The sequence below is a fragment of the Micromonospora sp. DT47 genome, from assembly GCF_049844475.1.
Taxonomy (GTDB): Bacteria; Actinomycetota; Actinomycetes; order Mycobacteriales; family Micromonosporaceae; genus Micromonospora.
Map to the genome: position 1 here is coordinate 264624 of NZ_JBNCLC010000009.1, position 26254 is coordinate 290877.

Sequence of the window (26254 nt, forward strand, 5' to 3'; positions counted from 1 at the left end):
ACTGGCGCCGGTTCACCGTCTGGTGCATCGTGCGGGATCTCCTCGCCCTCGCCGAGCTCAGCCTCGACCAGGAGCTGGAAGAGACCATCGAAGCCGGGACTGTCGCCACCACCATCCTGACAGGGCTGCGGCCGGGCACGTCGCAGAGGCTGCGCCCGCTAGCCGAGGCCGCCGCCGCTGGCCGGCCGCAGGACGCGATGATCGGACTGGTCACCGTGCTGGTCGCCGAGAGCCCCAGTGGGCAACTGCACGGTTCCCTGCAGGCGGTGCCACCCGGCAACGTGCTGTCGGAAGGGGCAGCCGCTGGCGTGCCGCTCCCGCTCGCGCTGGTCGCCTCGACGAAGGTCGCCAAGATACGAGGCCTGGCCGTCGCCCCGACCGCCAGGGGTCTCGGGATCGGCGACGTACTGCTGCGTCGTGCCGTACAGCTCTACCACCAGCTGGATTGGCTGCTGCTGTACGGGCAGTTCCCGGCCTGGTCCGGGCTGGATAGCTACTACGGTCGCCGCGGATTCACCGTGCTGCCGCCGGGCGCCGGCATCGACCTGGCTCGACTGAACCTGCCGGTCGACATCCACCACGAGCCCGGTGAGCAACTGTTCACCCGCTGGCGTCGACGGCCAACCGCTAGCCACCGGAGCACAGCTGGGCCCGAGCCGTGGTGTTGGAACTGAACCGGCCGCCAGATGCACGAAGGGCCCGCGAGAGCGGGCCCCAAGGCGGGCGCGGGAACCCCTCGGGGCCTCCTGCGGCTTTGAGGCTAGCAGCGTTTGTTGGTCGCGTGAGCACTTCAGTCTTACTCGACTGACCAACGTCCGCCGGACCCCACCACCCAGCATCGCCTGCGCGTCCGGTGCTAGCCGTTGCTGTATGTCAGGGTCCCCTCGCGCAGATTGCCTGCCATCCGCATGGTGTCGTACAGCAACGAGTGCAGCGCCCGCACGTTCCCACTCGCTCAGGTCCAGGTCAGCGGCCCGCCGCTGGACATGATGCGGAACCTTATCGCAGGCGACGGCGGCAGCCTGAGCGTCGCGGATCAGCCGGATCGCGGTAGTGCACGGTGCCCTGACCACAGAGAAGCGGACTGACAAATGATGTCACTTTCGCTGACACTCAACAACGGGCGTTCGCCCGCGCACGCACGATCGACGCTGGACGGAAATACGCCTGCAGCCTTCTTGATCCGATATGGATGCGGGGATACCATCCGCGCGAAACGATCTTGGAGGGGGGCAGGAAATGACCAGGAAACGTGTGACGCGCGCGCTTATCGCCGCGCTGACGCCGATGGTGGTGCTCGCCGGCGCGCAACCGGCGATGGCGCAGTCGTCCGAACCGCCACCGCCGATCAGGTCCTACGAGGGGGATCCCGGCCGGCTCGGCGATCCGGCGAGCTGGCGTACGCCCGAGTTCAACCGGGACGCCGGGCTGGTGGCGATGGGAGCAGAGTTTGCCTACGCCGCCGGCTACTCCGGCGCCGGGATGAACATCGGCGTCGTCGACTCGGGCGTGTTCGCCGGGCACATCCGGGAGCACGGCAGCCTCGAGACGAACTACGCGATCGGAGACCGCTACTTCTCGGTGGAGGCCCAGGGCGGCGACACCGGTCCCACGCCGGGGTTCTACGACCCGGCGTTCAACGACAGCCACGGCACGCACGTCAGCGGGACGGTCGGCGCGAGCCGCGACGGTGTCGGCGAGACGCAACCGGGTGGACCGGCCGCCAACATGCACGGGGTGGCCTTCAACAGCAACATCTACGCGGGCAACACCCACAAGACCGACGGCGTGCTCTACGGCGTCCTGCCGTCGACCGCGACCGTCGCGCAGACGCCGGACAACGCCTACCTCGGCAACGTCTACCGGGCGGTGAACGCCGCCCCGACGGCGAACGGCAAGCCCGTCCGGATCATCACCACCAGCTGGGGCAGCCAGCCCAACACGGAGAACTACCACACCTACGGCACGCCGCCCGGCGCCCCGGCGACCTTCGGCCTGAACGCGGCGTGGCGTCACCTGTCCACCCCGGACGGCGTCGCCGACGTGAACGGTAAGACCGTCCACTGGCTGAACGGCGCCATCGACGCCGCCCGCTCCGGCACCATCGTCCAGTTCACCGCCGGCAACAGCGGCTACGCGAACCCGTCGCCGCGCGGCGCCGCGCCGTACTTTCTGCCGGCGCTGGAGGGCAGCTGGTACACGACGTCGGGGATCAACCCCACGGTGGGGCGTACGTTCAACCCGGACGGTTCGGTCCTCGTCCCCGGGCAGCAGACGTTCAACCAGTGCGGTGTCGCGAAGTGGTCCTGCGTGACGGCGCCGGCCAACGGGATCAACAGCACGACCGTTCAGGTCGTCAACGGCGTCCCGCAGCCCCGCTACGGAAGCTCGTCGGGAACGTCGATGGCGGGGCCGCACTCGGCGGCCGCGCTGGCGTTGGTCATGCAGCGCTTCCCGTACCTGACCAACGAGCAGGCGCTCTACACGATGTTCACCACCGGCCGGCAGAACAACACGGTCAGCGACGCGGCGGGCACCGCGGTGCCGAATCCCACCCGCGGCCAGATCGTGCAGGTGCCCGACGCCCGTAACGGTTGGCACACCCCCAGCCTGCGGGAGGCCATGAACGGTCCGGGTCAGCTGCTGGGGGCGTTCGACGTGGACACGCAGGGATACAGCGACGTCTGGTCGAACGACATCTCCGACGTCGCGATCCGGGCGCGCCAGCAGGAGGACGCGGCCGAGGCGGCCGCCTGGGAGGCGACCAAGGTCGCCAAGGGCTGGACCAACGGGCTGCCGGCCGACGCGAACGACGTCGACCGGTCGGACTACGCGATCGGTCTCCGCCGCGAGCAGGCCCGCAGCGCCCGCGCCCACGAGGGCAGCCTCACCAAGCGCGGCGACGGAATGCTGTTCCTCGCCGGCAACGACAGCTGGCACGGCACGAGCACCGTCCGCGCCGGCACGCTCTCGGTCGTCGGCTCGCACGCGAGTGCGATCGACGTACGCGGCGGGACGCTCGGTGGCAGCGGCAGCGTGGGCGACAGCGTCACCGTCACCGACGGCGTGCTGCGGCCCGGTCTCACGGCAGAGGAGGCCGCGCAGATCACCGACGTGCCGGTCGCGCCCGGCAACGTCCTGAACGTCGGCGGGGACGTCACCATCGGCCGGGAGGGCGGCCTCGCCGTCACGGTCTCCGGCGACGGGGACTACACGAGCGTCCGGGCCGCGGGCGACGTGGTGCTGTCCGGAGACCTGACCCTGGACGTGCGGGGTTCGCTGACCCCGGGCACCAAGCTGACGATCATGAGCGGCAGTTCGATCAAGGGTAGTTTCCACGCGATGCCCGAGAAGCGTGTCCTCAACGCGGACGGATACCTGTTCCGGGTGTCCTACAAGAACGACAACGTGACGCTGACCGTCCTGCGCGCGCTGCCGCCCATGGCGAAATGAACGGTGACCATTCCGTCCACCTCGGCTTGACCCGGTTCGGGCCGAGGTGGCGAGTTATGACGGCCTGAAGGGACAGCACGGAACGGGTGGGCCGCGACGCCGAGACAGGCGTCGCGGCCCACCCGTTCCGTCAGGTGCATTGCGAGGACGGCCATCTCCGCCCACGCGCAAGCACAGCAGGCCTACCAGGGGGCAGGGCCCCTCGGCGCCACTGCCCGTTGTGCGGCACCCGTGCGGCGTGGCAGTCTGCGGGTGCCGATGCCGGAGGAAGCAGTTGCAGATGTTGGCCGTCCACGAGGTGTCCGTCGGATACGGCGACGCACCAGCCGTCCTCACTGACGTCTCGGTGACGGTCCGCCCGGGTCAGACGCTGGCGCTGACCGGTTTGGCGGGCGCGGGCAAGACCACCCTGCTGAGCACGATGGCCGGGCTGCTGTCGCCGCGCGCCGGCGCGGTGACCGTCCACGGGCAGCGGCTGCGCGACCGCGACCACGCGGTGGAACGAAAGGTCGTCCTCATCCCACAGGACAACGGTCTGGCCCCGATCCTGACCGCGGCGGAGAACGTGCAGGTTGCCCTCGTCGCCAGGGGCGTGGCCCCGCCGGAGGCGCGCCGGCTCACCGCTGCGACGCTCGACCGGTTGGGCCTGGCCGGCCAGGCCGACCAACTCGTCGAGGAACTGTCCGGCGGTCAGCAGCAGCGCACGGCCATCGCCCGGGGGCTGGCCCTGGCAGGCGGTGTGCTCCTGGCCGACGAGGTGACCAGCGAGCTGGACGCCGGTAACCGGCAGCGGGTGCTGGACCTGCTGCACGAGGAGGCGCGGCGGGGTGCGGCCGTCGTGTTCGCCACCCACGATTCGGAGGCAGCGGCCGCCTGCGCGACGGAACTGCACCTCGCGGACGGCCGGGCGGAACTGCGTCGGGGTTGACGAACTCAAGGTAACCGGACGGTATCGATCCGCGTCCAGGGGCCCGCCCACACCGACGCTGGCCACTAGCGTTACCAGCTATGCTGGCCGTCATCGCGGGAGCACTCGCCGCCCGCCGGGCGCAGGGCCTCACGGTGCTCCTTCTCGCGGTGCTCGCCAGCGCCGCCGCCGCGGCCGCGCCGATGTACGTGACCGCCGCCGGTCAGGCCCTCGCGAGTCACGAACTCGCCGCCGCCGAGCCCGACGAACGCCGGCTGCGGCTCAGCTCGATCGCCGAATACCCCGGGATGCCCGCCGATCCCGGCGTGGCGGCGTTCCGTGGCCTGATCGAACCGTTCGCTGCGGCCGGCTTCGACGTCGTTCTCGGCGCGCAGGCCAGCGGCGTCGCCGCCGGCCCAGCGGGGACCGTGACCTCGAACCTCGTCTTCCGGCAGGGAATCTGCGAGCGCGTCGCCCTGACCGGCGCCTGTCCGGCGTCCACCTCGGAAGGTCAGCGACCCGAGGTGATGATCAGCGCGAGCACCGCGGCGCATCTGGGCGTCACCGCCGGCGGCGAGGTGACCTTCGCCAAGGTGCCGCTGCGGGTCGTCGGTGTCTACCGGCCGCTCGACCCGGCGGACCCGTTCTGGCTCGGCGACGAGTACCTCCTGCCCCCCGCACCGGGCACGGCGCCCGTGTTCGCCGTGGGTAGCGCACAGGATGCCATCTTCACCGCCGAGTCGTCACGCCTGGCCGACGAGGATGCCATCCTGCAACGACCGACGGCCGACCTGTTCATCACCGAAGAGCTGGTGCGCACCGGGTCGGCCGAAGAACTGAAGGGCATCCTCGCGGCTGCGGTACGCAACGCCGTGGCTGAGCGTCTCGGTGCCGGCACCGCGCTGCCCAGCCTGCTCGACCGCGTCACCGTGCAACGCGGCCAACTGGCGGCCGGCGTGACCCTGGGCGCCGGGCTGCTCGTCCTGCTCTGCTGGCTGGTGCTCTTCGTGGCAGTCAGCTCGGCGGCCGATGAACGCCGGCCGGAGCAGGGCCTTCTGCTGCTGCGCGGTGTGCAACGCTGGCGCCTGTGGACGCTGGCGATCGGTGAGCACGCCGCGCCCGCCTTGGCCGCGATCCCCCTGGGCGGCCTGGCAGGCCTGGCCGCCGCCGACCTGCTCGCCGCACACACGCTGACCGGCGATGCCGGGTTGACGCTGAACGCCGCCGCGATCGGCTATGCCACGGTCGCCGCCGCCGGTGCGCTCACCGCGGTGCTGCTGGCCCAGGCCCGGACCCTGTCCGCGCCGGTCGTCGACCTGCTGCGCCGCGTGCCGGCGCGGGCGCGTGGCTGGCGGACGAGCATCGGTGACGTCGTCGCGGTTTCCGTCGCCGCGGCGGCCATAGTGCAGCTGCGCGCCGGTGGGTCACCCACCGGTCTCGCGTTGCTGGCGCCGGTCGTCGCTGTGCTCGCCGTGGGCGCCCTGCTGGCGCGGGTCGCCCTGCTGTCCGGTGCGGCGGTGGGTGCGGCGTTGCTGGCGCGAGGTCGGACACGGGCGGGTCTCGCGCTCGTGCAGGTGGGCCGGCAGCCGCGGTTCCGGCCCCTGATCGCGCTGCTCACGGTGGTGGTCGCGATGCTGGCCTTCACCGCAGCCACCCGGGAGCTCGCGATGGCGGCGTACGCGGACCGGGCAACCGTCGACGTCGGTGCCCCCCGGGTGATCGGTGTCGACGCGATGTCCCGCGAGCATCTTTTGGGGGCCGTCCGGGCCACCGACCCCGAGGGGCGGTTCGCGATGGCCGTGGTGGCGACGAACACGACGAGCAGGTCGAACACGGCGGTGCTCGCCGTGGACTCCGACCGGCTGGGGACGGTGGCCGCGCCGCACCCGTCGTACGGGGTGGCGCTGACCGACATCGCCCGGACGCTGCGCCCGGACCCACCGGCAGCACCGGTGCTGCTGCAGGGCCGTCTGCTCACCGTGACCGTCACCGCCAGCTACGACGAGGACGCCTTCGCCGGTTATGCGCCCCGCCTCTTCGTCCATGTCGCCGCCCGGTCCGGCACCCGCCAGGTCAGTGTCATCGGCGAGAAGGGCAACACCCTGACCCCCGGCCGGGCGGAGTACCACGTACCGGTGCCCGAGTGTGAACCGCAGTGCCGGTTGGTCAAGTTCGAGGTCAACACTCCGGTCAACCCCCTACCGCTGCAGGTCCGGTTCGAGGAGCTGCGCTCCGGTGACCAAGACACGGTCCGGATGACCGGTGCGGAGCTGGCGCACGCGGAACGCTGGCGGACACCCGGCCGGCGGAACGACGTCTCGCTCTCCGGCACAGGCGGCAGCGATCCAGCGCTGGTCCTGGACGTCCCGGACGGCCGCCGGCCAGAGCCGATCCCCATCGCCGTGGCCGACACGCCCGATCCGCTACCCGCGTGGCTGACGCGGTCGATGGGAACGAACCTCGGCTCGATCCGGTACGACGGTATCGATTCGCTGCCGGCCAACGCGCTGGTCGCCGGCTCCGCGCACCGGCTGCCGCGGCTCGGGGAGACCGGTATGGTGATCGACCTGGAGTACGCCGATCGGCTCGCCGCCGGCGGTCAGACGGGGACCAAGGAGGTGTGGCTGGGCCGGGCGGCGCCCGCCGACGTGCTCGACCGGTTGCGCGCGCAGGGTCTGGTCGTCCGGTACGACCGGACTATCGCCGCCGTACGACAGGATCTCCGCCGTCAGGGGCCGGCGCTGGCGTTGGGATTCAACCTGTTCGCCGCACTGGCCGGGGTCCTGATCGGGGCGGCCGGCCTGGTCGCGACGGCGGCGGCCGACCAGCGCAACCGGGCCGCCACGCTGGTCGCGCTCCGGCGGCAGGGGCTGCCGGAGCGCGCCATCCGCGGCGGATACGGGTGGCCGGTCGCGGTGGCCACGGCGGCGGGTGGCCTGGCCACCGTGGCTATCTGGGTTCTCGCTCGGGACGGACAGCGACTGTTCAGCGACGGCAGGTCGCCCGTGCCGGTGCCTGCCTGGCCGGAGGTCGATCGGCTGCTGGCGGTCATGGTGCCCGCGGTCGTGGTCTTCGCCGTGACCGCGGTGGTCCTCGGCCGGGTCCTCGTCGCCTCGGTTCGCCGCAGGACCGGCCGATGACCGCGACGCCGCCCGGTGGGGGCACGTCGGTCACCTGCCACCGGCTGATACACATCTACTCCACCGGCTCCGGTGACGTGGTCGCGCTCTCCGGCGTGGACCTGCACATCGCCGCCGGCGAAATGCTGGCGCTCGTCGGCCCGTCCGGCTCCGGCAAGTCCACCCTGGTGGCCATTCTCGGGGGCCTCATGCGGTCCAGTGCCGGCCGGGTGTACGTCGGTGAGCACGAGCTGTCGAGGCTCTCGTCGGCCCAGCTCGCCGCCCTCCGGGGAACCGTGGTCGGCACCGTGTTGCAGGGCGCCGAGCGCAACCTGCTGCCGTACGTGTCGCTGTGGCGCAACATCTGGCTGGCGCAGCGACCGGCGGCACGCCTGGCCGGCCGGCGGCTGGATCCGCCGGAGGCGATCCTGGACCTCGTCGGCCTGGCCGGCGCCGGCAAGCGGCACACCGGCGAGCTGACCCCGGGCCAGCGTCAGCGGGCCGCCCTGGCGCAGGGGCTGGCTGCCAGGCCCGGACTGCTCCTGGTGGACGAGCCGACCAGCCAGCTCGACGGGGCCGGCCGCGACGAGGTGCTCGCGGCGTTGGAAACTATCAACAGCGAGCGGGGGACCACCGTGGTCGTGGTGACCCACGACGGGCAGGTCGGCGCGCGGCTGGGGCGAGCCGTCACCATCCGGGATGGCCGCGTCGGCGCCGAGGGTCGCGACGGCCGCGATTTCGCCGTCGTCGCCGGGGACGGCACGATCCAGTTGCCGCCGGAGACGGTGTCCACCTTCCCACCGGGCACGCTCTTCGCGGTCGAGCACACCGACCGGTCCGTCACCCTGGTCGTCAACGCCACACCCGTGCCCCCGCCGAGAAACCACGGTGCCGAGCGGCCGGCCGACGAGCGCGCAACAGGTGGCCGGGGCGGAGAGGCTCGACCACCGGTCACGCGCTGATATCCCAACACCCGGCCGGTGCCGCGTCGGCCCGGACGAGGCTCAGGCGCGGGCACCGCCGAGGCCGAGCAGGACGGCGAGCCCGAGCGCGCTGCGCGGGGCGTACGGCACCCGCCACAGCCCGCCGTGCGCCGCGGCGTACCCCTCGTCCTGCCACGGCTGCGCGCACCTCGGGCCGCCGGTGCGCAGGTTGTGCACCAGCAGCGCGGCCATCAGGGTGTTGCTGGTGGCCGGGTCGAACACCTCGATGCCGAACCGGTGCGCGCCGGCGTACGCGGCCGCGAGCGCCCGGTTGCGCAGCACCGACCGCGTACGGGTCGGCGGTGCGACGCTGAACGACACCGTCCGCCCCCGCCTCCCGGGCCACCGTGGCCCGCCACCGCTGCAGCCGCTTCGCGAGGGCGTAGTTGGGGCCCTGCTGCGGTACGAGGCTGTCGTTGATGCCCGGATCGGCGCCCGGTGGATAGTTGCGGTGCAGGAGTCGACCGGCGGAGAGCACCCGCAGCGCACGGCGTGCGACGCCGCGGCGCGCGTACCCCTGCTCCGCGTGACCCACCGCCTCGGCCGGGACGGCGAAGACGTCGGTGGGGGTGGCCAGGAACGCGAGCGCCACGTCGTCGCGGCGCTCCTGCAGGTGCCGGGTGAGCGCGTCGACCGCCACGGCGACCCGCACGTTGGTGGCCCCGTCGGCGTAGACGTAGTTGCCCAGCACGAGCCGGCCGTCGATCCCGTGCAGCCAGTCGGCCACCTGCGGCAGACGGTGCAGCAGGTCAGCGCCCGCGGACGAGGCCAGCGTCTGGTCGTCGGCGTCCGCGCCAGCGCCGGGCCGCAGCGGCAGGTGGAGCCGACCGCCGTGGCGACGGGCGGTCCGCAGCACCCGCCGCCAGATCTCCGGCCGGGGCAGGTCGACCGCCACCACCTCGCCGCCCCACCGCAACACGGACGTCAGCGGGCCCATCTCCGCGCCGGCACCGAGCACCACGATCCGCTGGTCGCGCAGATCCAGCCAGTCCGGATTCCCGATCACCGTGCCCACCGCCTCGGCGCACGAGGGCTCCACGACGCCGGCGGTGACCCAGGCGTCGAGCTGGCGGCGCAGGTCGTCGCCGCGCAGCCGTTCGCCGCGGTACGGCAGCGAGAGTTCCCGCTCGACCGGACCCCACCACCCAGCATCGCCTGCGCGCCCGGTGCTAGCCGTTGCTGTATGTCAGGGTCCCCTCGCGCAGATTGCCTGCCATCCGCATGGCGTCGTACAGCAACGAGTGCAGCGCCCGCACGTTCCCATCACGCCGGGAGGCGGGAGGCGGCGAGGACCTGGGCCCAGCTGATCTCGGTGGTCCGGTCGCCCGCCGAGGCGGCGACGATCTCGAGCGCCCGGCGACGGGCCTCGGCGGGCAGGTCGTCGCCGAGCCGGTCGAGGAACAGGACGCCGCGCGGCCGAGCCAGCCCGCCGAGCGTTTCCAGGACGGTGGTGACCAGTTCGGCGGCGAGGACCGGGCCCGCGCCGGCGCCGGGGGCCGGTACGACACAGGCGACGATCCGGCGTCCCATCCGGGCGTCGGTCACCGCGACGACCTCGGCGGCGTCGAGGAACGGGTGCTCCAGCAGCACGTCACGGATCTCGGCCAGCGACACGAGCTGCCCGGAGACGCTGACCACCGGATCGATGCGGCCCAGAAACTCGAGACGATTGCCGGGATGCCGGATCGCCCGGTCGCCGGTGCAGTAGATGCCGGGGCGTTGGTCCCAGTGGTCGTAGCCGACCTCGCCCTCGACCGCGCGCAGGGTCCCGGCCCACGGCCGGCGCAGCACCATCTCGCCGGGCACGCCGTCGGCGACCGGCTCGCCCGCCTCGTCGACGACGGCGAGCCCCGCGTCGGGCAGCCGCTCCGGGTCGGCGGGGGAGTCGACGGTGACGATCGCGCCCAGCTCGATCTGGCCCCAGGCGTCGGCGACGGCGTCCTTGTCGCCAGTCACCCGCTCGGCGATCCACCCCCACAGCTCGGGGTGGAGCGGCTCGGCCATGGCGACAACCCGTCGCAGGGTGCGGCGGGCGCTCTCGGGGGGCGTGCCGTCCGCCCAGCCGCGCACCTGGGTCAGCACCGACGGGGTGGTGAGCAGGGTTGCCACACCGTAGCGCTCGGTGATGTCCCAGAGTCGGCGATGGTTGGGCACGTCGACCGTGCCCTCGAACATCACCGCGGTGTCGCCGCAGGCCAGCGGCCCGAGCACACCGTGCACCTGGGCGCCGAACCAGCCGATGTCCCCGGCGCACCAGAAGACCCCGCCGGAGCTGATGCCGTGGCGGTGCAGCGCGGTCGCGGCGGCCAGCTGGGTCGCCGTGCCGTGGACGGCGAGGACGGGCCGGCCGCGCCGGTTCGCGAGCCAGCTGAGCAGCAGCGGATGTTCCGCGGGTAGCGCCGGTGCGGGCGCCGGCTCGCTCGGCGGAACCCGGGCCGGGGCGAGCAGGTCGTGCAGCCACCGGTCGCCCTCGAACCAGGCGACGTCGAGCCCGGTGCGGCGTACGACGATGGTGTGCTGGACGCCTCCTGCCGCGGTGAGCGCGTCGTCCACCTTGGACTTGGTGGGGATGATGGTGCCGTGCCGCCAGGCGCCGTCCTGGGTTATCAGGACCCGTGGGCGGAGACTCTCCAACCGCTCGGCCAGCGCCTCGACCGGCAGGGGCACCGGGATCAGGGAGAACGGGGCGCCAATGCGGGCGCAGGCGAGCATCGCCACGACCGCCTCCGGCAGCCAGCCCAGGTGCAGCGCGACCCGGTGACCGGGCCCGACGTCGAGCCCCCGCAGCACGGCGGCGAATGCCGCGACCTCGTCGGCCAGCTCGCGGAAGGTCAGCGTGCGCCGGTCGCCGGGCTCGCCCTCCCAGTGGATGGCAGGCCGGTCGCTGAGGTGCCGGTCGACGCAGTTGACGGCGGCGTTGAGGGTGCCGCCGGGGAACCACCGCCCGTACGGGCCCTCCGGTTCATAGAGGCCGTGCGGGGGCGTGGCCCAGGTGAGGTCGGCCGCCACCGCTTTCCAGCGCGGGTCGGGGTCAGCCATGGCCGAGCGTCCTGCCGGCCGCCTGCGCGGCCCGGGAGAGGTGGGTGACCGCCTTGCGGACGCCGTCGTCGTCGGTGACGGAGGCCACCAGCGCGGCGCTCGCCTCTCCCGTCAGGTCGAGGATCGGCACGGCCACCTCGACCGCGCCCCCGTCCGGGTCGGGCAGGGCAAGGTGCGGTGCGTGCTGCCACGACGGGCGCCCGGCGATCGCCTCGGCGCGCTCCTCGTCGGTCACCTGCGCGAGCGCCAGTTCCCAGCTGGCGTCGTCGGAGCGCGCGGCGAGCAGTCGTCCGGGCGCGGTACGCAGGGCGGGCGCCACCCGATGCGGCTCGCGGTACAGGCTCCCGTCCGTGCCCTCGGCCCGGTCGACGTACGTCGCCCACCCGCGGGTGTGCAGTACGACGTGGACGGAGACGCCGAGGACGTCACGCACCGGCATGAGGTACGGGGAGATGGCGGCCAGCACCGGCAGCCGTCCGAGATACCGCTGCGACAGCCGCACCAGTTCGGGCCCGAGGCCGTAGCGTGCCGAGCGGCTGTCCTGTTCCACGAGCCCCGCGAGGCTCAACGAACGCAGCAGCCGGTGCACGGTGGGCAGGGACAGTCCCGAGCGCTCGGCGAGATCGGTGAGCTGGTGGTGGGCCGGCCCCTCGGCGAGCAGGTGGAGCAGCGCGACGGCGTTGCGGACGGTCCCCAGCGATCCCCGGGTACCCGCTTCCACATCGGTCACGGTCGCACGGTACCAGTCGAGAGGCCGTTACACATAAGGCCATTGACTTTCACATAGTGGAAACATAACCTGCGTCACATCATCGGACCCCGGGAGGGCGAGCGTGATCACCCGCGAATACCGCTTCCCGCTCAACAGCAGCGCCCTGACAGCGGGGCAACCGCTGCTGAAGGTCGACGATCTCCACCTGCGATTCGGCGGAGTCCAAGCCCTCGCCGACGTCTCGCTCCAGGTGACGCAGGGCGAGATCCACGCCGTGATCGGCCCGAACGGCGCCGGTAAGTCGAGCCTGCTCAACTGCATCTCCGGGCTGTACCGGCCGCAGCGGGGGCGGATCCTGCTGCACCGCGAGGAGGGCTTCCTCCCACTCGTCGGGCGGCCGCCGCACCGCATCGCCCGGCTGGGGGTGGCCCGCTCCTTCCAGAACATCGAGTTGTTCCGCCACCTCACGGTCCTGGAAAACCTCATGCTCGGGCGCCACCACCGGATGAGCAGCGCGCTGCTGCCCGCACTGGTCTGGTACGGCCCGGCCCGGCGGCAGGAGATCGCCCACCGGGAACTGGTCGAGGAGGTGATCGACCTGCTGGAGCTGCAGGCGGTACGGCACAAGCCGGTCGGCTCCCTGGCGTACGGATACGCCAAGCGCGTCGAGTTGGGCCGGGCGCTGTGCATGCAACCGGCGGTGCTCCTGCTCGACGAACCCATGGCCGGCATGAACGCCGAAGAGAAGGAGGACATGGCCCGATATGTGCTCGACGTCAACGAACTGGCCGGCGTGACCGTGGTGCTGATCGAGCACGACATGGACGTGGTCATGGACATCTCCTCGCGGGTGACCGTGCTCGACTTCGGACGGCTGATCGCCGAGGGCACCCCCGACGAGGTGCGCCGCGACCCGGCGGTCATCGACGCGTACCTCGGCGAGGCGACGGCATGAGCGCGGGAGATCTCGGCCAGCGCGGTGGGCTCGTGGGCCAGCGCGGCCCGGCGCAACCGCCGGCGGCACCCGCCTCCACCATGAGCGAGGACACCTTCCCGCGCCTGCTGATGGCGCACGCCGCGCGGCAGCCGCACGCCATCGCGCTGCAGGAAAAGCGGTACGGCATCTGGCAGCCGCTGACCTGGGCCCAGTACGCCCAACGGGTGCGCGACTTCGCGTACGGACTGGCCGAACTCGGGGTCCGGCGCGGCGACGTCGTTGCGGTGCTCGGGGACAACCGGCCGGAATGGTTGATCACCGAACTGGCCGCCCAGTGCCTCGGCGCCGCCGTCGTGGGGGTCTACCCCACCAGCATCGGTGAGGAGGTCAGCCACCTCCTCGGCCTCGGCGCCGTACGCGTCGTGGTCGCCGAGGACCAGGAGCAGGTCGACAAGCTGATCCGCCTCAAGGACGAGCTGCCCGAACTCGCCACGATCGTCTACTACGACCCCCGCGGCCTGACCAGCTACCCCGAGCCGTACCTGACCAAGTTCACTGACGTGGAGGCCGCCGGCGCAGAGGCGGCCAAGGCCCGTCCCGACTGGCTGGACGACGAGATCGGCAACGGAGCGCCGGACGACACCGCGGTCATCTGCACCACCTCGGGCACGACCGCGCGGCCCAAGGGCGCCGAGCTGTCCCACGCCAACCTGCTCACCATGGCCGAGCACCTCACCGCCGTCGACCCCGTCCGGACCGGCTTCCGGTACGTGTCGTTCCTGCCGCTGGCCTGGATCGGCGAGCAGATGCTCGCCGTCGCGTGTGGACTGCGGCACGGGATGACCCTGTCGTTTCCCGAGGAGGCCGCAACCCAGCGGGCGGACCTGCGCGAGATCGGGCCGGACGTGATGTTCAGCCCGCCGCGGATCTGGGAGTCGATGCTCTCCGAGGTGCAGGTCCGCATCGACGAGGCCGGCTGGCTGAAGCGGAAGGTCTTTGGGTGGGCGTACAGGGTGGGGGACCGGGCCGCAACGCTCCGGGGTGGCAAGTCCCGCGCCGGGCTCAGCCAGCGTCTGGCGGACGCGATCGGCCTGCGCCCGGTGCGCGACCAGCTCGGCCTGGCCCGCGTGCGACGCTGCTACACGGGCGGGGCCCCGCTCTCACCCGACGTCTTCCGTTTCTTCCACGCCATCGGCGTCAACCTCAAGCAGATCTACGGCCAGACGGAGATCTGCGGCATCGCAGTCACCCACCGCGACGGGGCCGTCCGCTTCCACACCGTCGGGGTGCCGATCCCCGGCACCGAGTTGACGATCAGCGACGAGGGCGAGATCCTGCTCCGCTCGGCCAGCGTCTTCCGTGGTTATCTCCGGGACCCGCAGGGCACCGCGCGGGCCAAGACCGCCGAAGGGTGGCTGCACACCGGCGACGCGGGCTACCTGGACGAGGGTGAACTGGTGGTCATCGACCGACAGTCCGATGTGCTCTCCCTGCCCGACGGCACCCGCTTCTCGTCGGCGTTCATCGAGAACAAGCTCAAGTTCTCGCCGTACGTCGAGGAGGCCGTCACCTTCCACGGCAGCGTGGGCATCACCGCCATCGTCTGCCTCGACCCGGCCGTCACCGGGGCGTGGGCCGAGCGGGCCCGGGTCGGTTACACCACCTACACCGACCTGGCCGCCAAGCCGGAGGTCGCCGAACTGGTCGCCGAGGAGGTGGCCCGGGCCAACGCCGACCTGCCCGAGGCGATCCGGGTGCGCCGGTTCGTGCTGCTGCACAAGCAGTTCGACCCGGACGACGACGAGATCACGCGTACCCGCAAGGTGCGCCGCAGCGTCATCGCCACCCGCTACGCCGACATCATCGCCGCCCTCGACGCGGGCGACCCGACGGTCGACATCCACACGACGGTCACCTACCAGGACGGCTCGAAGGCCGACCGGACCATCACCTTGGCGATCCGGGAGCCCGTGCCGCAGGACGCGCTGGCGCGCCGGCGGCGCCGCCCGGTTTGGAGTGGACGGGCATGACGCAATTCATCCAGTTGACGGTGTACGGCATGGCCAACGGGGCCGTGCTGGCCCTGGCCGCGCTGGGCTTCGTGCTCATCTACAAGGCCACCAGCGTCATCAACTTCGCCCAGGGCGAGTTGCTGCTCGTCGGGGCATACCTCTTCTACACCGCCTTCGTGCTGCTGCGGCTGCCACTCGTGGTGGCGGTGGTCGCCGGGGTCGTGGCCGCCGCCGCCCTGGGCGTCGCCGTCGAACGGCTGGTGCTGCGGCCGCTGATCGGCGAGAACCCGATCGCCGTGATCATGGTGACCATCGGCCTGGCCGCCGTCCTGAAGGCGGTCGTGCAGATGTTCTACGGCACCGCGCCCAAGGAGATGCCGAAGGTGCTTCCGGGCGGCTCGGTGGAGATCGCCGGCGCGCCGGTGCCGCTGGACCGACTGCTGGCGGTGGCGATCGCCGCGGTGGTGCTCGTCGCCTTCACCGCCTTCTTCCGCTGGTCGCGCCATGGCATCGCGATGCGGGCCGTCGCAGACGACCAGCAGGCAGCCCTCGTACAGGGCATCTCGGTGCGGCGGATCTTCGCGCTGGCCTGGGCGCTGGCCGCGGTCAGCGCGCTGATCGCCGGCATCCTGCTCGGCGACATCGCCGAGGTGAGCCAGAACCTCGCCAACTTCGGCCTGGTGGTCTTCCCCGTCGTCATCCTGGGCGGCCTGGACTCCGTGCCCGGCACCATCGTCGGCGGGGTCGTGATCGGCCTGCTCAGCCAGTACGCCGAAGGGCTATCCGCCGGCGCGTCCCAGGTCGTGCCCTACATCGCGCTCGTGCTGATCCTGCTCCTGCGGCCGTACGGGCTGTTCGGCCAGACCCGGATTGAGAGGGTGTGACATGGCGGCCACCGCCACCGGCGTCCACCACACGTCGTACGCCTCAGAACTGCGGCTGCGGCACACCACCGCCGAGCGGCTGCGCCTGGTGCTCATGGTCTCCGCGGTGCTCGCCCTGCCCTGGCTGGTCAACGGCTACTGGCTGGGTGTGGTCAACACCATCGGCATCGCGGTCATCGGCGCCGTCGGGCTGAACATCCTGGTCGGCTTCACCGGCCAGATCTCGCTGGGCCAGGGCGGCTTCCTGGCCGTCGGGGCGTTCACCTCGGCACTGCTCGCGCAGCGGGCGGGCCTGCCGGTGCCGCTGGCGATGCTTGCCGCGGTGCTCGTCACCGCCGCCGTCGGCGCCTTCTTCGGCCTGCCGGCGCTGCGGCTCAAGGGCCTGTACCTGGCGATCGCCACCATCGCCAGCCAGGAGATCATCGTCTTCGTCATCCGCCGGTGGGGGTGGCTCACCGGTGGACAGGGCTTCCTCGACGTCGACCGGCTGACCCTCTTCGGGTGGCGGGTGCCCCGCACCAGCTTCGAGTTCACCTGGTACTGGATCATCGCCGGGCTCGCCGTCGTCGCGGTCATCACCGCCCGCAACCTGTTCCGCACCACCCTCGGCCGCTCGTTCATGGCCGTACGGGACCAGGACATCGCCGCCTCGGCGATCGGCGTCGACCTCACCCGTACCAAGCTGGTGGCCTTCGCCGTGTCGTCCGGCTACGTCGGCCTGGCCGGGGCGCTCACCGCCCACTACACCCAGACCGTCACGTGGGAGCGGTTCACCATCGACGTCTCGATCCAGTACCTCGCAATGATCATCGTCGGCGGGTTGGGCAGCGTCGCCGGCGCCGTCTACGGGGCGGCGTTCATCATGCTGCTCCCGCCGCTGCTCGCCGAATTGGCGACCGGTGTCCGCGCCTGGGCACCGTTCGTCTCCGACCGGTTGCCGGCCGTGCAGGCGGCCACGTTCGGCCTGGTCATCGTGTTGTTCCTGCTGTTCGAACCCCGCGGTCTGGACCGCGTCTGGCACCGCACAAAGGACTACATCCGCTTCTGGCCCTTCCGGTACTAGGAGGACATCCCCCATGAGAAGGCTGCTCATCGCCGGCGCGGCGCTCGCGCTGCTGGCCGGCTGCGGTGGACCCGGCGGCGACGCCGGGGACGGTGAGAAAGAGATCGTGATCGGCGTCATCGCCGACCTGACCGGCGCGACCGGTGACGTCGGGACCCCGTACAACGAGGGCATGCTCGCCTACGTCGACTACCTCAACGGCAAGGGCGGCATCAAGGGTCACAAGATCAAGGCGATGAGTGAGGACTACGCCTACAAGGTCCCCACCGCCGAGGAGAAATACAAGAAGTACGTCTCCGAGGGCGCGGTCGCCATCCAGGGCTGGGGCACCGGTGACTCCGAAGCGCTGCGCGGCAAGGTGAAGGACGACGAACTGCCGTTCATGTCCGCCTCGTACGCCGAGGTGCTCACCGACCCGAAGCAGTCGCCGTACAACTTCGTCGTCGCGCCCACCTACTCCGACCAGATGCGGGTCGGGCTGGACTACATCGCCGCTCAGGACCCCGTCGCCCAGGTGGCGGTCTTCCACCACGACTCGCCCTTCGGCAACGCGCCGGTGGCCGACGGCGAAAAGTGGATCAAGGAGAGAGGCTACCAGCTCGGCTACAAGTCCTACCCGATGAAGACCGGCGCCACCGACCAGGTCGGCCTGCTGCAGCAGGCCAAGGCCCAGGGCGCCAAGTACATCGTCATCCAGAACGTGTCCAGCCCGGCCGCGGTCGTCGCCCGCGACATCGCCGCCCAGAAGCTGGACATGAAGATCGTGTGTCTCAACTGGTGCGCCGACGAGCTGTTCATCAAGAACGCCGGCCCCGCCGCCGAGGGACACACCATGATCCAGCCCTTCGCCCCGCCGGGCGCCAACAAGCCGGGCCACCAGGTGATCCGCGAGTACGCCAAGGGCAAGGGCATCGACCTCGACGCCAAGGGCCTGCACTTCGTGCAGGGCTGGTACACGATGCACGTGATGGCGCAGGGGATCGAGAAGGTCCTCACCGACGGCAAGGAACTGACCGGCCCGAACATCAAGGCGGCGCTGGAGAACATGGGTCCGGTGGACGCCGGGGGCGTGATCGGGCCGGTGAAGTTCTCGACCGACAGCCACCGGGGCAGCAAGGCCTCGGGCGTCTACCAGGTCACCGGCGGCAAGCTCACCGAGCTGTCGTCCGGGGTCGAGCCGAAGGCATGAGCGAGGCATGAGTACGTCGGAGGTGGCCGCCCCCCAACCGGGCGCGGGCGGGGCGGCCACCACCCCACTGCTGAGCGTGGAGAACGTCGAAGTCATCTACGACCAAGTGATCCTCGTGCTGCGTGGACTGTCGCTGACCGTGCCGAACGGGCAGATCGTCGCCCTGCTCGGCTCGAACGGCGCGGGCAAGTCGACCACCCTCAAGGCGATCGCCGGGCTGCTGCCCACCGAGCACGGCGAGGTGACCGACGGCGCCGTACGCTTCGACGGCGCCGACATCACCAGGGTGGACGCGGCCCAGCGGGTACGGCGCGGGGTGGCCCTGGTGATGGAGGGGCGGCGGGTCTTCGAGCACCTCACGGTGCACGAGAACCTCGTCGCCGGCGGCTACACCCGAGGCAACCGCGCCGACTACGAACGGATCTACGAGTTCCTGCCCCGGCTGGCGACGCTGCGCTCGCGGGTCGCCGGATACCTGTCCGGGGGAGAGCAGCAGATGCTGGCTATCGGCCGGGCCCTCATGTCCGACCCGCGCCTGCTGATGCTCGACGAGCCGTCCCTGGGACTCGCGCCGCGCATGGTGGACGAGGTGTTCACGTTCATCCAGCGGCTCAACGCCGAGCTCGGCCTCACCGCGCTGCTCGTCGAGCAGAACGCCCGGCGCGCGCTGGCCATCGCCCACCGCGGCTACATCATGGAGTCGGGCCGGATCGTCCTCGACGGCGCCGCGTCCGAACTGGCCGACAACCCCGACGTGAAGGAGTTCTACCTCGGGCTCGGCGAGGCGGGGGCACGCAAGCGGTACCGAGACGTCAAGCACTACAAGCGCCGCAAGCGCTGGTTGTAGAGGGGGGTGCGGCGTGCTGGCCGACCGGATCCGGGAATACACCACGAGCCTCGACGGGGCGGTGGTCACCGCGGTGGGGAACGCCGCGGCGCAGGTACCGGCGCTCGCCGCCCGGCTGGCCACCGCCGGCGTCGAGACGGTCGACGCGGTCGCGGACCTCGACGATCTGCCGGTGCTCACCAAGGATGACCTGCTCGAGGCGCAGCGTGCCGACCCGCCGTTCGGCGGCGCGGTGGCCCCGGGGACGGCGCTGCGCAAGGTCTTCGCCTCGCCCGGCCCGCTCTACGAACCCCAGCTGCCCGGGGCTGACCCCTGGCGGTGGGGCGAGGCGTTGCGGGCCGCCGGCGTCGGCGGCTCGGACGTGGTGCTCAACTGCTTCAGCTACCACCTGTCACCGGCGGGCGCGATGTTCGAGGAGGCCGCGCTGGCGCTCGGCGCCACGGTCATCCCTGCCGGGGTCGGCAACCAGGACATCCAGGTGCAGGTGGCGGCCGCCGTCGGCGCCACCGCCTTCACCGGGCTGCCGTCGTACCTGAGGGCGCTGGTGGAGAAGGCCGCCGCCCTGGACCTGCCCTTTCCGGTACGCCGGGCGCTCGTCACCGCCGAGCCGCTGCCGGACTCGCTACGGCAGTGGCTCTCCGCGCATGTGGAGACTGTGCACCAGGCGTACGGCACCGCGGAGACGGGGCTGCTGGGCTACGAGACGGCGCCCGGCTCCGGGCTGGCACTGCCCGCCGGCGCGCTGGTGCAGATCTGCGACGCCGCCACCGGCCGGCCGTACCTCAACGACAGCATCGGGCAGGTCGTCGTGACCCTGCTGCGGCCCGACCAGCCGCTGGTGCGCTTCGGCACCGGCGACCTGTCGGCGTGGATGCTCGGGGCGGACGGTTCGCTGCGCCTGGCCGGCGTGCTGGGCCGCATCGGCGAGGCGGTGAAGGTGCGGGGGATGTTCCTGCACCCCCGGCAGGCCGCGGACGCGCTGGCCCACGAGCCGGGGGTGCGGGCGTACCGTTTCGTGGTCGAACGCGCCGCTCACCGCGACCTGCTGCGGTGCGAGGTCGTCCCGGCCGCCGGCGCCGACGAGCGCCTGGCGGACCGGGTCCGCGAGGCGATCCGTTCGCGGCTGCGGCTGTCGGCCGACGTGGTCTGTGTGGCGTCGCTTGCGGAGGGCCCGACCCTCGACGATCGGCGAGACTGGTCCTGACCCGCGAGTCCGTAATGCCCCAAAAAAGCCTTGGGTGGCTTCCGTGTACGACCCGGAGGACGATGTCTATCGCTCCCCACCCTGGTCCAGATCGCCGGGGCGCTGGTGATCGCCGGTGGGGTGCCTCGCGGATCAGCCGGCGGTGAAGGCGGTCTGGCGGGCGGAACCACTCGCTGCCGGGGAGAACGCCTCGCTGACCCCGGCGGACCGGCCCCGCACCGCCGCGAACGGCGACGGGATGAGCAACTCGACGTTGCGGTCCGGCAGTTCACCGCGCCGGAGGTCAGCCTTGCCCTGCCAGTCGTTCGCCGACAACTCCCGGGAGAGCGCGGCGAGTGCGATGGTGCCCGAAAGCCCGCCCCGGGCGACCGGTCCGGCGTGGTCGACGATGGTGCAGAACGCGGAGAGCGTGCCGTCGAGGTTGTCGACCAGCTCGATGATCCGGGACTGCTCGGGCCAGTCGATGTGGGCCGCGGTGTTGACCTCCCAGAAGCCGCCGCCGACGGCCGCACCGGCCGGGCGCGCGTGGGGCAGTACCTCGTTGCGGTGGGTGTGCCCGTTGACCCAGAGAATGACGTTGGGGTATCTCAGCAGCAGCGCGCGCACCTCCTCACCACTGATCCGCTCACTGCCGGCCGGTACGTTGTCCATGCTGCCGATCGTGTGGTGGCTGAAGATCGCGACGTACTTGTCCGCCCGACCCGGCCGGCTGACCGCCTCGCCCGACGGTGACAGCCAGCGGCTGCTCGCCACCTGCAGTTGCCGCTCCAGCCAGGCGTACTGCACGGGGTCGATCGAGCCGTTGGGCCCGCCGGCACTGTTCACCGTGTCCAGGACGATGTTGCGCACCCGACCGGCGTCGAAGGTGTAGTACGCGGTGGCGTCGGCGATGTTCCGCTGGGTGAAGCCGTGCCCGACCGGCGTGCCGGTCGTGGCGAAGTGTTCGGTCACGGTGGTGGCCCGGTCCACGATCCGCCGGTCGACGTCGGGGGTGACGAAACGGCGTCCGCCGGAGGCGAGCATCAGGGCGACCGCGGCCGGGTCCTGGGAGAGCAGCTCGACGATGAACTGGATCTGCCTCGGAATCGGCGCCGCGAGGATCGACGGTGGCAGGCTGGTCAGCTTCAGCGGGCCGGTGGCCAGTTGTTGCAGCAGCGGCGAGGCGGGCACGTTGCCCTGAACCAGTCCGTCGTGGTTGCCGTAGACCGAGTACCACGGCACGCCGATCCCGGCCGCCTGGAACGGGGCGCGCGCGGCGTCGAGCAGGCCCGGCACGACGGGGAACCCGTAGACCGAGGTCGCCTGGCCGAAGCCGGTCTCGGGGTGCCAGAAATACGGATCCGGCACGACATCGTCCGCCACGCCCTCGTACCGGGTGGGGTCGCCGGAGTCGGGCCGGATGGCGGCACCGTCGAGCAGGTCGATGTACCAGCGCAGCTCGTTGTGCTGGCAGTTGTCGGTGTTGTCACCCGTGACGACCGCGAACCGCACCGGAGCGCCGGTGCGCGGGCCCGCGTGCACCCGGCGCAGCTGTCGGATCATGGCGTCGCCCACCTGGACGCTGAGCAGCTCCTGCGGCCGGTACGCGCTGCTCAGGTCATCCAGGCCGGGCAGGCTGCCGTACTTGTCGAAGAACTCGAACCGCCCCGGTGACTGTACGTCCAGCACGTGCACGTCGCTCAGTTGCGCGAAGCAGGTCAACACCCGGCCGGTGAAGCCCGCGCGCTGGCGCGGAACTCCGCCGAGGTCGGCACGGAGGAGGAACGGCTCGCCCTCGGCGAGGCGCAGGGTGGCGTAGCCGCCGGCGCCGGGCGTTCCCCGGGCGACGGTGTGCTCCAATGTGGTACCGGCGGTGCGGGGTGCGGGCATGGCGAATGCCCGACGGGGCGGGAACTGGGCAAGGCCGAGGGCACTACCGGCGCCGCCGAGCATCCCCGCGAGTATCGCTCTCCTGCTGAGCGGCATCAGGCTCTCCATTCCGTGTCGGCGAGCTTCGATGCCCGCCGGGAGGAAACCGACAGCTGTCGAAGCGCCACGGGCAGCACCAGATCAATGGAAGAACGATCGCGCTCACTACGCGTCGGCGCAATAGCCTGACGGCGCTGTCGCTACGGACGTGTGGGTGGTCATGGCGGGGGCCTCCGTACGATGTGCTTCTCCCAGGCCCACGCGGCGATCTCGACCCAGTTGCGTACCCCCAGCTTGGTCTGGATGCCGGAGAGGTGGCTCTTCACGGTGCTCAGGGAGATTGCGCTGCTGGCGGCGCTTGGCCTGTGGCGCGTCCGGCGCCGCCCGAATTGAGGTGGAGGGTGCCGGCGGTGACGGTTACCGTGCGCCGATGCGGAACGCGGAGTTCACCGATCCCCGCCTCGTCGAGGTCTACGACGCCGAGTGCCCATGGGGCCGTGACGACGACTACTTCGTCTCGGTGGTCGGTGAGACCCTCGCCGCGCGGGTGCTCGACCTCGGTTGCGGTACCGGTCGGCTGGCCCTCGGCCTCGCGGCGGCCGGGCATACCGTCACCGGTGTCGACCCGGCCCGTGCCTCGCTGGAGGCCGCCCGCGCCAAGCCGGGGGCCGACCGGATCAGCTGGCTCGAGGGCAGCGTCGAGGTGCTCCCGGCGGGGGCGTACGACGTGGCGGTGATGACCAGCCACGTGGCGCAGTTCCTCGTCGACGACGAACAGTGGCATCGGGCCCTGACCGCGCTGCGCCGCGCGCTGGTCGACGGTGGACGGCTGGTCTTCGACTCGCGGGATCCGGCCGACCGCCGGTGGGAGCGGTGGAACCGGGTCGACTCCCGCCGCCGGCTGGTGCTGTCGGGTGGCCGGCAGGTCGAGGTGTGGACGGAGACGACCGACGTGCACGACGGCGTCGTCCGGTTCACCCGGCAATACCGGTTCCCGGACGTCGAGCTGCTCGGTGACGTGGTGCTGCGGTTCCGCACCGAACGGGAGCTGCGGGGTTCGCTCGACGGGGCGGGCTTCCGGGTGGAGCGGATCCACGGCGGCTGGAACCGGGAGCCGGTGGGCCAGGGTGACGGCGAGTTTCTGGTCGTCGCGACAGCGGTGTGATCGTCAGTCGGCGTACCTGTTGACCCTCCTCGGTGGCCATCGTGTCGACGACGGTGGCGAGCCGCTCGCGCGCGCGATTTAGCGGCGGCGTTCAGCCGGCGTGGCGTACCTCCTGGTCCCAGATCTGCGACCACGGACGCCGCAGGCCGGTGCAGAGCCAGACCGGGCCGCCGTTCTCCTCGTTGTCGACGTCGACCCGCTGGTCGACCCGGCCGGCGAGGGCGACCTGGTCGAACCAGCCGCGCAGCTGGTCGGGCCGTTCCCAACCGACGGCGATCACCACGTCGGCGTCGGCGGGCGGGCGGCCGAAGTCGGCCATGCTGTTGTGCCCGGAGTACGCCGGCGGCAGGCCACGCGACGGGCCGTACCGGGCGACCGCCCCGGCCTCGCCGTAGTTGGCGGTGAGGATGACCGCGCGCGGCCGCTGCTGCGGCGGCAGCGCCCGGTGGACGGCGGCGAGCGAGTCAGCGAAGGCCGGCCAGCCGATTGTCTCCCCGGAGTCGTAGTTGACGTCGACCACGAAGCCGGGCAGCCGCTCGGCGGGCAGGGTGGGCAGCAGCAGCACCGCGCTGGCCGCGACGGCCACCACCGCGCCGACCGCGAGCAGCCCGCGGCGCAGCGCGACGACGCCGCGGGCTGCCCAGTCGACGGTGACGATCGCGCCGGCGGCGGTGAGCACCAGCAGCAACGGCGCGTCGTAGTAGCCCTTGCCGCCGGCGAGCAGCACGATGCCGAAGGCCACGACCCAGGCCCAGGCCAGCGCCCGGTACGCCCGCCACGCCGGCCGTCGCAGCAGCGCCACCAGCCCGGCGATCCAGATCGGGGCGGCGTACGGGCTGACGATCTCGAACTGCAGCACGACGGCCTCGAAGCGGCCGCTGTAGGAGCTGTCGCCGCCCTCGATGGACGAGGCGACCGACAGCTGGGGGAAGCCGTGGGTGGCCTGCCACAGCAGGTTCGGCGCGGCGAGCAGCACGGCGACCGCCACCGCGCAGAGCACCCACCGGTCGCGCAGCAGCGGTCGGGGGCCGGCGATCACCACCCCGGCCAGCAGGCTCACGGCCAGCAGCGCGGGCAGCGGCTTGTTGAGCATGCCGACACCGATCGCGACCCCGACGCCGAGCGCCCAGCGGGTGTCGTCGCCGCGCAGCAGCCGCACCGCGCAGTAGGTCGCGACCAGCCAGACCAGCAGGTCGACGGTGGTGGTGCTGAGCAGGTGCCCGGCGGCGAGCACGACACCCGAGGCCGCGGCCAGGAACGCAGCGAACAGCTGCCCGCCCCGGCCGGCGCCGAGCTGGCGGGCGATGGCCGTGACCAGCGCCACCGCACCGCCGGCGATCAGCGCCGACGGGGTACGCAGGACCATCAGGTTGCCGGGGGCGAGGGTGTCCATCGCCCGGGCCAGGGCGGGGACGAGCGGCCCCTGGTCGACGTACCCCCAGTCGAGGTGTCGCCCGCAGAGCAGGAAGTACAGCTCGTCTCGGTGGTAGCCGTACCGGGAGGCGAGCAGCAGCAGCACGGCGGTGACCGCGCCGGCGACCAGCCACGGCGTGGTCGTGCGGGGCCCGGGCGGTGGCGGGCCGGCGGGGGCCGGCCGGTCGTGGCGGGGCAGGTCGGTGACGGGTTCGGCCACGTCCCCATCGTCCCCGGCGGGTCCGGCCGGTGCTGTCCCCTACCGGTCTCGGTTCGGCGGCCGTTAATGCCGTTGCCCGTCGGATCTCGGTGGGGCTAGCGTCCGCCCGGTGCTGATCAGAGACTTCGTCCAGGCCGACTGGCCGTCGGTGTGGCCGATCTTCCAGGAGATCGTCGCCGACGGCGACACCTTCCCGTACGACCCGGCGTGGCCGGCGGAGGTGGCCCGCGAGGTGTGGGTGGAGGCGCCGCCGGGGCGCACGGTGGTCGCGGTGGACGGCGACCGGGTGCTGGGCACGGCGAAGATGGGCCGAAACCGGCCCGGCCCGGGCGCGCACGTCTCCACGGCGAGCTTCATGGTGGCCGGCGACGCGCGCGGCCGTGGGGTCGGGCGGGCGCTGGCCGCGCACGCGCTGGACTGGGCCCGCGCGCAGGGGTACGCCGCGATGCAGTTCAACGCGGTGGTCGAGTCGAACACGGTGGCGGTCGACCTGTATCGGCGGCTCGGGTTCACGGTGGTCGGCACGGTGCCGGAGTCCTTCACGCACCCGACCCGGGGCCGGGTCGGGCTGCACGTCATGCACCGGTTCCTGTCAACTACCCGCCCATGAATGGGCGGGCTTGCAGATCAATCCCGCTGCTGGGTGCAACGAGGTGCCGCGTGTGGGCGATTGACTGCTCCCCAGCTGTCCACACCGCGCTGGGCGATGTTGACGGCCGCATTCCGATCGGCGTGGCAACGACCCCGCACGACCGGCAGATGAAGGTGGCCTGGTCGGGCCGGTTCCGCTTGTCCCGGTGACCACACTGCGCACACGTCTGCGAGGTGTACGCCGGGTCGACCTGGACAAGAGCGACACCGGCCCGGTGGGCCTTGTAGGTCAGGAAAGAGCCGAGCTGGGCGAACGCCCACGAATGCACCGCGGCCCGTTGGGGCTTGCGCAGCCGTACCCTCTGCCGGATCCCCGTCAACTGCTCGACGGCGACCCCGCGCGAGGTGCGTGCGGCCTCGGCCACGATGCTTTTCGAGATCACATGGTTGGTGTCGGTGGCATGCCGCGCTTCCCTGCGCTTGCGCCGGGCCAGCAGCCGCCGCGCGGACTTGGTGCCCTTGGCTTGTAGTCGGGCGCGCAGTCGCAGCTGGCGGCGCCGGTAGCGGTTCAGCTTCTCCCCGGCGTACGCCCGCCCGTCGGAGTCGGT

The 26254-nt window shown here is 71.9% G+C and carries 21 protein-coding genes; 14 read left to right on the top strand and 7 right to left on the bottom strand.

What is annotated here, in order from left to right; translation table 11 throughout:
- Positions 1 to 29 precede the first annotated feature (29 nt).
- The 5 genes from ACLQ2U_RS17030 (at position 30) to ACLQ2U_RS17050 (ending at position 8441) form a co-directional block, all read left to right on the top strand.
- Positions 30 to 674 (top strand): GNAT family N-acetyltransferase, encoded by a 645-nt coding sequence (locus ACLQ2U_RS17030; protein WP_425751624.1) that lies wholly within the window; start codon positions 30 to 32, stop codon positions 672 to 674.
- A 580-nt stretch (positions 675 to 1254) separates the two neighbouring features.
- The gene (locus ACLQ2U_RS17035; protein WP_425751625.1) at positions 1255 to 3453 is read left to right on the top strand and encodes a S8 family serine peptidase; all 2199 of its coding nucleotides are present in this window, start codon (positions 1255 to 1257) and stop codon (positions 3451 to 3453) included.
- Between the two features lie 280 nt (positions 3454 to 3733).
- Positions 3734 to 4381 (top strand): ABC transporter ATP-binding protein, encoded by a 648-nt coding sequence (locus tag ACLQ2U_RS17040; protein WP_425751626.1) that lies wholly within the window; start codon positions 3734 to 3736, stop codon positions 4379 to 4381.
- Positions 4382 to 4461: 80 nt separating this feature from the next.
- Complete coding sequence (locus ACLQ2U_RS17045; RefSeq protein WP_425751627.1) at positions 4462 to 7500, top strand: FtsX-like permease family protein; 3039 nt, start codon at positions 4462 to 4464, stop codon at positions 7498 to 7500.
- The gene (locus ACLQ2U_RS17050; protein ID WP_425751628.1) at positions 7497 to 8441 is read left to right on the top strand and encodes an ABC transporter ATP-binding protein; all 945 of its coding nucleotides are present in this window, start codon (positions 7497 to 7499) and stop codon (positions 8439 to 8441) included. The genes ACLQ2U_RS17045 and ACLQ2U_RS17050 overlap by 4 nt, the downstream gene beginning before the upstream one ends.
- Here ACLQ2U_RS17050 and ACLQ2U_RS17055 read toward each other — a convergent pair.
- The 3 genes from ACLQ2U_RS17055 to ACLQ2U_RS17065 all read right to left on the bottom strand — a co-directional run bounded on the left by ACLQ2U_RS17055 (position 8431) and on the right by ACLQ2U_RS17065 (position 12231).
- Entirely contained in the window at positions 8431 to 9501 is a 1071-nt protein-coding gene (locus ACLQ2U_RS17055) for a hypothetical protein (protein WP_425751629.1), read from the bottom strand. The two genes, ACLQ2U_RS17050 and ACLQ2U_RS17055, sit on opposite strands and share 11 nt — an antisense overlap.
- A 224-nt stretch (positions 9502 to 9725) precedes the next feature.
- The gene (locus ACLQ2U_RS17060; RefSeq protein WP_425751630.1) at positions 9726 to 11501 is read right to left on the bottom strand and encodes an AMP-binding protein; all 1776 of its coding nucleotides are present in this window, start codon (positions 11499 to 11501) and stop codon (positions 9726 to 9728) included.
- Positions 11494 to 12231 carry an IclR family transcriptional regulator gene (locus ACLQ2U_RS17065; RefSeq protein WP_425751631.1) on the bottom strand — a complete coding sequence of 246 codons (738 nt, stop codon included), beginning with the start codon at positions 12229 to 12231 and terminating at the stop codon, positions 11494 to 11496. Before ACLQ2U_RS17065 ends, ACLQ2U_RS17060 begins: the two co-directional genes overlap by 8 nt.
- 103 nt (positions 12232 to 12334) lie before the next feature.
- On the opposite strand from ACLQ2U_RS17065, the gene ACLQ2U_RS17070 reads away from it, so the two are divergent.
- The 7 genes from ACLQ2U_RS17070 to ACLQ2U_RS17100 are packed head-to-tail and all read left to right on the top strand — an operon-like array spanning position 12335 to position 20349.
- Positions 12335 to 13168 (top strand): ABC transporter ATP-binding protein, encoded by an 834-nt coding sequence (locus tag ACLQ2U_RS17070; protein ID WP_425751632.1) that lies wholly within the window; start codon positions 12335 to 12337, stop codon positions 13166 to 13168.
- Complete coding sequence (locus ACLQ2U_RS17075; RefSeq protein WP_425751633.1) at positions 13165 to 15180, top strand: AMP-binding protein; 2016 nt, start codon at positions 13165 to 13167, stop codon at positions 15178 to 15180. Before ACLQ2U_RS17070 ends, ACLQ2U_RS17075 begins: the two co-directional genes overlap by 4 nt.
- The gene (locus ACLQ2U_RS17080) at positions 15177 to 16046 is read left to right on the top strand and encodes a branched-chain amino acid ABC transporter permease (protein ID WP_425751634.1); all 870 of its coding nucleotides are present in this window, start codon (positions 15177 to 15179) and stop codon (positions 16044 to 16046) included. Before ACLQ2U_RS17075 ends, ACLQ2U_RS17080 begins: the two co-directional genes overlap by 4 nt.
- Before the next feature lies 1 nt (position 16047).
- Positions 16048 to 17109 (top strand): branched-chain amino acid ABC transporter permease, encoded by a 1062-nt coding sequence (locus ACLQ2U_RS17085; protein WP_425751635.1) that lies wholly within the window; start codon positions 16048 to 16050, stop codon positions 17107 to 17109.
- 13 nt (positions 17110 to 17122) lie between these two features.
- Positions 17123 to 18298 carry an ABC transporter substrate-binding protein gene (locus ACLQ2U_RS17090; RefSeq protein WP_425751636.1) on the top strand — a complete coding sequence of 392 codons (1176 nt, stop codon included), beginning with the start codon at positions 17123 to 17125 and terminating at the stop codon, positions 18296 to 18298.
- Positions 18299 to 18305: 7 nt separating this feature from the next.
- Positions 18306 to 19145, top strand: a complete 840-nt coding sequence (locus tag ACLQ2U_RS17095) for an ABC transporter ATP-binding protein (protein ID WP_425751637.1) — start codon at positions 18306 to 18308, stop codon at positions 19143 to 19145.
- A gap of 13 nt (positions 19146 to 19158) precedes the next feature.
- Positions 19159 to 20349, top strand: a complete 1191-nt coding sequence (locus tag ACLQ2U_RS17100) for a phenylacetate--CoA ligase family protein (RefSeq protein WP_425751638.1) — start codon at positions 19159 to 19161, stop codon at positions 20347 to 20349.
- 132 nt (positions 20350 to 20481) lie between these two features.
- Here ACLQ2U_RS17100 and ACLQ2U_RS17105 read toward each other — a convergent pair whose 3' ends face one another.
- Positions 20482 to 22218, bottom strand: coding sequence for a TIGR03767 family metallophosphoesterase (locus tag ACLQ2U_RS17105; protein ID WP_425751639.1), 1737 nt, complete (start codon positions 22216 to 22218; stop codon positions 20482 to 20484).
- 257 nt (positions 22219 to 22475) lie between these two features.
- Positions 22476 to 22598, bottom strand: a complete 123-nt coding sequence (locus ACLQ2U_RS17110; RefSeq protein ID WP_425751659.1) for a hypothetical protein — start codon at positions 22596 to 22598, stop codon at positions 22476 to 22478.
- A gap of 89 nt (positions 22599 to 22687) precedes the next feature.
- Here ACLQ2U_RS17110 and ACLQ2U_RS17115 point away from each other — a divergent pair, with 89 nt between their 5' ends.
- Entirely contained in the window at positions 22688 to 23422 is a 735-nt protein-coding gene (locus tag ACLQ2U_RS17115; RefSeq protein WP_425751640.1) for a class I SAM-dependent methyltransferase, read from the top strand.
- A 91-nt stretch (positions 23423 to 23513) separates the two neighbouring features.
- On the opposite strand, the gene ACLQ2U_RS17120 is transcribed toward ACLQ2U_RS17115, so the two are convergent.
- A complete protein-coding gene (locus ACLQ2U_RS17120; protein WP_425751641.1) occupies positions 23514 to 25055 on the bottom strand; it encodes a glycosyltransferase family 39 protein in 1542 nt (513 codons plus the stop codon).
- A 109-nt stretch (positions 25056 to 25164) separates the two neighbouring features.
- Between ACLQ2U_RS17120 and ACLQ2U_RS17125 the strand changes: the two genes are divergently transcribed.
- Positions 25165 to 25665 carry a GNAT family N-acetyltransferase gene (locus tag ACLQ2U_RS17125; RefSeq protein WP_425751642.1) on the top strand — a complete coding sequence of 167 codons (501 nt, stop codon included), beginning with the start codon at positions 25165 to 25167 and terminating at the stop codon, positions 25663 to 25665.
- Here ACLQ2U_RS17125 and ACLQ2U_RS17130 read toward each other — a convergent pair.
- A partial coding sequence (locus ACLQ2U_RS17130) for an RNA-guided endonuclease TnpB family protein (RefSeq protein ID WP_425751643.1) occupies positions 25652 to 26254 on the bottom strand: 603 nt, incomplete at its 5' end. The two genes, ACLQ2U_RS17125 and ACLQ2U_RS17130, sit on opposite strands and share 14 nt — an antisense overlap.

Bases quoted from the DNA above. Each gene is read 5' to 3' on its own strand.
- ACLQ2U_RS17040 (WP_425751626.1), top strand. From the start codon at position 3,734: ATGTTGGCCGTCCACGAGGTGTCCGTCGGATACGGCGACGCACCAGCC.
- ACLQ2U_RS17045 (WP_425751627.1), top strand. From the start codon at position 4,462: ATGCTGGCCGTCATCGCGGGAGCACTCGCCGCCCGCCGGGCGCAGGGC.
- ACLQ2U_RS17050 (WP_425751628.1), top strand. From the start codon at position 7,497: ATGACCGCGACGCCGCCCGGTGGGGGCACGTCGGTCACCTGCCACCGG.
- ACLQ2U_RS17060 (WP_425751630.1), bottom strand. From the start codon at position 11,501: ATGGCTGACCCCGACCCGCGCTGGAAAGCGGTGGCGGCCGACCTCACC.
- ACLQ2U_RS17075 (WP_425751633.1), top strand. From the start codon at position 13,165: ATGAGCGCGGGAGATCTCGGCCAGCGCGGTGGGCTCGTGGGCCAGCGC.
- ACLQ2U_RS17080 (WP_425751634.1), top strand. From the start codon at position 15,177: ATGACGCAATTCATCCAGTTGACGGTGTACGGCATGGCCAACGGGGCC.
- ACLQ2U_RS17085 (WP_425751635.1), top strand. From the start codon at position 16,048: ATGGCGGCCACCGCCACCGGCGTCCACCACACGTCGTACGCCTCAGAA.
- ACLQ2U_RS17090 (WP_425751636.1), top strand. From the start codon at position 17,123: ATGAGAAGGCTGCTCATCGCCGGCGCGGCGCTCGCGCTGCTGGCCGGC.
- ACLQ2U_RS17095 (WP_425751637.1), top strand. From the start codon at position 18,306: ATGAGTACGTCGGAGGTGGCCGCCCCCCAACCGGGCGCGGGCGGGGCG.
- ACLQ2U_RS17105 (WP_425751639.1), bottom strand. From the start codon at position 22,218: ATGCCCGCACCCCGCACCGCCGGTACCACATTGGAGCACACCGTCGCC.
- ACLQ2U_RS17115 (WP_425751640.1), top strand. From the start codon at position 22,688: ATGCGGAACGCGGAGTTCACCGATCCCCGCCTCGTCGAGGTCTACGAC.